The 6,000-nt window shown below is 65.1% G+C and carries 5 protein-coding genes; 2 read left to right on the plus strand and 3 right to left on the minus strand.

The window, feature by feature from the left end:
• Positions 1 to 153: 153 nt before the first annotated feature.
• Positions 154 to 1,080: a LysR family transcriptional regulator gene (locus ACFHPP_RS24170; RefSeq protein WP_437165799.1), complete on the minus strand. Its 927-nt coding sequence runs from the start codon at positions 1,078 to 1,080 to the stop codon at positions 154 to 156.
• Between the two features lie 99 nt (positions 1,081 to 1,179).
• On the opposite strand from ACFHPP_RS24170, the gene ACFHPP_RS24175 reads away from it, so the two are divergent.
• On the plus strand, positions 1,180 to 2,133 hold the full coding sequence (locus ACFHPP_RS24175; protein WP_437165800.1) for a Bug family tripartite tricarboxylate transporter substrate binding protein: 954 nt from the start codon (positions 1,180 to 1,182) through the stop codon (positions 2,131 to 2,133).
• Between the two features lie 22 nt (positions 2,134 to 2,155).
• On the opposite strand, the gene ACFHPP_RS24180 is transcribed toward ACFHPP_RS24175, so the two are convergent.
• Both ACFHPP_RS24180 and ACFHPP_RS24185 read right to left on the minus strand, forming a co-directional pair.
• The gene (locus ACFHPP_RS24180; RefSeq protein WP_437165801.1) at positions 2,156 to 2,782 is read right to left on the minus strand and encodes a hypothetical protein; all 627 of its coding nucleotides are present in this window, start codon (positions 2,780 to 2,782) and stop codon (positions 2,156 to 2,158) included.
• A gap of 346 nt (positions 2,783 to 3,128) precedes the next feature.
• Positions 3,129 to 4,691: a winged helix-turn-helix domain-containing protein gene (locus ACFHPP_RS24185; RefSeq protein WP_437165802.1), complete on the minus strand. Its 1,563-nt coding sequence runs from the start codon at positions 4,689 to 4,691 to the stop codon at positions 3,129 to 3,131.
• Positions 4,692 to 4,847: 156 nt separating this feature from the next.
• Between ACFHPP_RS24185 and ACFHPP_RS24190 the strand changes: the two genes are divergently transcribed.
• Positions 4,848 to 5,492: a glutathione S-transferase family protein gene (locus ACFHPP_RS24190; protein ID WP_437165803.1), complete on the plus strand. Its 645-nt coding sequence runs from the start codon at positions 4,848 to 4,850 to the stop codon at positions 5,490 to 5,492.
• Positions 5,493 to 6,000: the final 508 nt, after the last annotated feature.

Genomic DNA, 6,000 nt, shown 5'->3' on the forward strand with positions numbered 1-6,000 from the left:
TCCGCAGCAACGCTTCATCGTCAAACACCCGAGGTGGGAGCCGAGTGCGTTAGCAGCGCACGCTCGGATCTGTCCGGGGGGCGCGGGGTGACCCGCGTCCCTACCGGGATGGTGGCCGTGAGACGCGTCTCGCCGGCTGAAAGCGCTTGGCGATCACGCTTCCACCTGACGCGGTGCGCGTCGGGATTGGAGATGCCCCAGGAGCGCCTGCACCCTCGCTGGCCGTAACCGATCGCGTGAATACACCGCATACAGTGATGGTCCGTCGAAGCGGCATTGCGACAGTACGCGGACCAGCTGGCCGGCTGCGAGTTGCGGTTCGATCAGCATCAGGGGCAGTCGTGTCACGCCGAGGGCCGCCAACACCCAATCCCGCACCTGAATGGCCGAGGAGGTGCGCACACGGCAGGTCAGCGCGACCTGATGCCGCTTGCCGCCCTCGTCTGTCAGCAGCAGCGTCTGGCGTTCTCCGCCGAACCCGGCATAGCCAATCCAGGCGTGGCGGCCGAGGTCTTCAACGTGCCGCAGCAAACGACCCGCGCTAGCGAGGTAGGCGGGGGCAGCGCAAAGCACGCCCTCAAACGTCCCAATGCGGCGGGCCACAAGCCCCAACTCAGCGCCCCGCAACCAGCCGAAGCGGAACGCAACGTCAGTTCCCTCCTGGCGCGGATCGACGATGCGGTCGGTGGCCGCGATGTCGAGCCGGAGGGCGGGATGCTGCGCCAGGAAGGACGCAAGCAGCGGGACCAACACCGCATCAGCCATGCCGACGGGACAGGAGATACGAAGTGTCCCGGCCAGGGCGCCCTCATCTCCCCGCGCAGCGGCGAGGGCAGCTTGTGCCTCAGCGCGGAGACGGCGACCGGCTTCGAGCAGGCGCTCACCCGCGGGCGTCGGCCGGGTGCCGCGGCTCGAACGGATCAGAAGGCGCGCGCCGACCTGCGCCTCAAGTGCCCCGATCCGGGCGCTGACCGAAGACTTGGCCGTGCCCAACGCGGCTGCCGCGGCACTGATGCCGCCAGTTGTCACGACGCGCTCGAGCAGCGCGAGGTCGCCAAAAAGGGTGTCGCGGATTGTCATCGTTCGATTTGGCAGAACGAAGCGTCCCAAATCAAGAACGCCGGGGCCAGCGGCGCAGGTCTATTCTCCCCGGCGAACCCACTACTGGAGGCTGATGCCATGAACCTCCCCCGCCGTGCCTTGCCGGGGCTGCTTGCTCTCGGTGTGCCCACAATCGCGCGGGCCGAGGCCTTCCCGGTCCGCCCGGTCCGGCTAATCACGCCTGTTCCTGCCGGCGTTGGCGCGGAAGCGACGGTTCGGCTCTTTGCCGACGGCTTGTCGCGCCGCTGGGGGCAGCCTGTCACGGTGGAAAATCGCCCAGGCGGGGACGGCGTGATCGCGGCCATGGCCTTCCTGGGCCACCAGGACGATCACAAGCTGTTTCTCTCCTTTGCCGGGCCGTTCACGGTGAATCCGGCCACCATCCCGAACCTGCCATACCGCACGGAGCAGTTCGCTTCTGTTTCCACCGTCGCCATCGACCACATTGCCGTCGTTGCCAGCCCTACTCTACAGGCTGCCAACCTGGCGGATGCGGTGAGGCTGGCTCGCGCGGGAGCCGGAACGCTGACCTGGGCATCCTCTCCGGGCGGCATCGCCATCGCCTTCGCAGCGTTCGCAGCGGAACAGAGCCTCGCTCTAACTCGCGTGCAGTACCGCGCCGTTCCCGACATGCTGAATGACCTTGGCGAGGGGCGGATACAGCTTGCCGTCATGCCGCTGGCCACCGCATTGCCGCAGGCACGAGGAGGCCGACTCAAGCTGCTGGCCGTGACGAACTCGAGCCGCTCCGCTGCCGCTCCAGACCTCGCGACCGCCGCCGAGCAGGGTTTCCCGGCATATAGGTTTGAGGGTTTCGTCGGCGTCTTCGCCGATGCCCGTCAGCCGGCGACGGTTCGCCGGGCGCTGGAAGAAACGACCCGGGCGATCGTGGCGGACGAGGGATTCGGCAGCCGCGTGCGCGCCGCGGGGCAGACACCGTTTGCCGGCGGTACTGCCGATCTCGATGCCCGCATCCTGGCTCAACGGGTGCTGGTCGAAGCTGGGCTGCGCCACCTCTCGCCAGGAGGATAGTCGGATGCGGCAGCGCTATCGTTCACCTGTCGCGGCGGGTCGCGCCTTTGCGCTTATCTTCTTGCTGCTGGCCGAGCCCGCTCGGGCGGGCGAGGAAGCGGCGGAGCCGTTCGAGGAGATTGAGCTGTTCGAAGTCGCGGGCGCGGTCGGAACCCTGGCACTTCCCGCTGGCGCGCCGGACCGGCGGACCCCGGCTGTCGTGGTCCTGCACGGTAATGCCCAGCCCGATAGCCGCGCCAGCCTCGACACGGACCAGCTTCTGGGTGCCGGCTTCGCTGTGCTGGAGGTGGTGCACTTGCCGGGCGACAGCCTGCAGGCCGTGCTCACTGCCTTGGCGCTGCATCCCCGCGTAGCGGGTCAGCCGCTTGTCCTTCTCGGCTTCGGTGCGGGCGCCAGGCTTGCGGCGGAACGGCATGGGCTCACTGGTGCCCGGGCGCTGCTGTATCCGGGTTGCGACGGGGTTGCGCCTGCCGTGACGCTCGGCGAGGCGGTGCTGATCATTCACGGCGCGGTCCACCCTGCGAACGAAATAGGCGCCTTCGCCATGTTGGGCCGGGCCATGGGCGCTTCCGGTGTCGCTGTGCGCCTCAGGGATTTCCAGGGCGCCAATCACTCCCAGGACCGGCACGGGTTTGCCGGAGAAGGCCACGATGTTCCTCTACTTCGCCACCAAGGAGGCGCTTTTCGAGGCCGCGCTGCGCTCCCGCCTTGCCCCGGTCCTTGACGGTATGAAGGCGGCGGTAGCCGCCTGTCCCGGCCCGGCAACTGACCTGCTGCGGATGCTGGTGGGGTATGTGCATGCGGGAACTGGCGGGTGGCGTGCGGCCGGTCACGAATGGCCCCTCGCATGTCTCTCTGCGGACGCGATGGCTCCCCGAGGGGCTGCGCGAACCAGAGCGAAAAGCAGCGTAGCCATGCGAACCACAACGAAACTTGCGGAGGGGGTGCGACTAGGTACAAGTGGTCTCTTGCGCTCACCGATGCTCTCGTGACGGTTACTCTGGAACTCCCGCACTCCGCAACGCCATAACATATTCTTCCATGAATGCGGTGTCTGCGAACGGCCGCGGAACATTCGAGACGCGGTAGTCTGGAATAAGCTGCAGGAGCCTAGCCGCAACAACGCGTGCCTCAGCGCGGCGTCCCAAACGGGTGCAGACTTGAATCAAGCAGCGGTGAGCTACACCGTAACGCGGCATTTGTTCCACGGCTTGCACGAGCACTTCGTAGGCGGCTTCGTTCCTGCCGGTCATAAGCAACGCTAACCCCAGACCTGACTGTATGTAGCCTATTTCGAGATCGCGTGGACTGATGTGCAAGGCCCGCTCGAAGTAGCCAGCTGCCGGCGCCGGATCACAAGCATGGCAGTGAACATACCCTAGAGAGTGGAGGATCTGGGCCGAGTTAGGATGGAGGTCGAGAGCCCGGTTCAAAGTTGCAAAGGCTGCCTTATAGTCGCGTGCAAACTGCGACATGGCGTGACCTGCGCCACGAAGTGCGACTGGGTCGTCCGAACGGCTGGCAATCAATTCGCGCGCAATAGCGACTGCAGCTTCACGGTCACCCGGCTGGAGCCAATTACCGGTATCTCGCGTGATATAGACCCAACAAAGATAGCCCTTGGCTAGTGAGAAATTCGGGTCGATTTCAAGAGCTCGGTGGAGCATCGAGAGCGCACTATCGAGGGCACCACGTGTCATCTGGTAGCACTGATGAACAGCGCGAAGGTATAGGTCGTAGGCATCGAGGCTGTCAGTCGGCTTTATATTCGCCCGCGCGATCTCTGCGCGTTGGAGCGTTGGCTCGATCGCACCGACCACGCTCCGCCTAATCTGATCCTGGAGATCGAAGACATCGGCGAGGTTGCCGTCGAACCGATCGGCCCAGACGTTGTGGCCGGTCTCCGCCTCGATAAGCTGGCAGCCAATTCGGACCTGTCCGCCTGCCCTGCGGACGCTGCCCTCCAGCACGTAGCGGACGCCGAGACCTCTGCCAATTTGACGTACATCCACGGCGCGCCCCTTGAAAGTAAAGGCACTGTTACGCGCGATCACGAAGAGCCAGCGGATGCGCGACAGAGCCGTCGTGATGTCCTCGACGATGCCGTCGGCAAAATACTCCTGCTCGGGATCGCCGCTCATGTTGTGGAAGGGCAGCACAACGAGGGATGGCTTGTCCGATGGTGGCGCCAGCGCCGGAGCGGTCGGCGCCGCATTCGTGCGGGGAGGCCCGGTTCCGTACAGCACGGCATCCAGCATGTAGCCACGGCGCGGAACGGATCGCAGCACCCGACCCGCCTTATCGCCGATGGCGCGCCGTGCCTCCCGCACGGCCTGGAACAGGCTGTCCTCGGTCACGTGCAGGTTCGGCCATACGGCGTCGAGTAGGGCATCCTTGCTCATTGTCCGGCCCGCGTTGCGGGCCAGGACCATCAGCAGGGCGAAGGGCTTGGGCGCGAGGGGGACCTCAGCGGCGTCTAGGCCGCGCAGGCAGCCCCGCACGGAGTCGAGTGTGACGCCGGCGAAGTGCAGGACCTTGTCCTCTGCGATCTCTTCCATGCTCCACCCACGCGGCTGCAGGGCCGTCAGCGAAGCATACACAGAATATCAGCGGGACTTCAGCAATTGCTCAGGACTGTGGAGGGTTCAAGCGGCATGCTCACTTCACGGCCGGCACCCCGCCGGACGGGCCGGAAGAACTGGAAATGCTGTCCCATGAAATTTTTCGACAGCTTCGGAATGAACCCGCGCACAATCCGCTTCTACCTCATCGAAAAGGGCATGGACCTGCCTCGTCAGGAAGTCGACATTCTGGCTGCCGACAATCGCAAACCCGAGTACCTCAACCTCAACCCCGCAGGGCAAACCCCGGCACTTGCGCTCGATGATGGGAGTATCCTCAGCGAGACAGTGGCGATCATGGAGTACCTGGAAGAGAAGCACCCGACGCCGGCGTTGATTGGCAGGACGCCAGAAGAGCGGGCGAAAACCCGGATGTGGTGGCGCAGAGCCGAGATCAACATCTGTCATCCGATGGTCCAGGGCTTCTACTACGCGGAGGGTCTGGACCTCTTCAAGACCAGGATCCGTTGTCTGCCGGAGGCGGCAGTCGGTATGAAGGAGCGGGCGCGCGATGGCATGCGGTGGCTGAACGCCCTGCTAACGGGCGAGTGGCTAGCGGGGGACCGGTTCACAGTCGCCGATATCTGTCTCTATTGCTACATCGACCAGCTTTGCGATGCCGGTCAGCCAATGCCCACCGAGTGTAAGAATCTCCAAGCCTGGTTCGAGCGTGTCGGTGCGCGGCCTGCGGCAGAGCAAAGCATCTGGAAGGAGCGCCCAATGGGCATGCGCGGCTAACGCCGGTCGGCATCCTGTCGCATGGCCGGCGCCGCCCGCGCCCGGGGGGCTCGCCCCGCGCGCGGGCAGTCGCGCTGGACTGGAGAGTTTGCAGCCAGCACATCCGGGGAGAATTCACGCAGCAGCTACCGGAGCCGCTCAGGGCCGCGTTTAATGCAACTTGGCGGCGTACGTGCAGGCCGCCCCGCTGCACCCGCCCAAAGTGTTCGGCGATCTTCAGGCGTTACACAATCGCTGCGGCTCGAAGAAAGAGGTTACCTCGGGCTGCTCAACTTGGTCAGCGTGGTCTTGGCCTTGCTGCCCCGCCTCTACCCATTGCAGTTCGACAGTTGGCTCAAGAGCGGCAAGGCGCCCATCAAATCATGTTTGGATGCGAGGCTGCCAGCAGTGCAGGCTGGCCGTAGGTAGCGCTGGCGCACCGACCCGGAGGACAATGAAATGCCGCCCGCACCCAGCACCGACCTACTGAAAGCAATCTTGGCCGCGTTCAACGCTCATGACCTGGACT

Source organism: Falsiroseomonas sp. E2-1-a20, from assembly GCF_051433195.1.
GTDB lineage: Bacteria > Pseudomonadota > Alphaproteobacteria > Acetobacterales > Acetobacteraceae > Falsiroseomonas.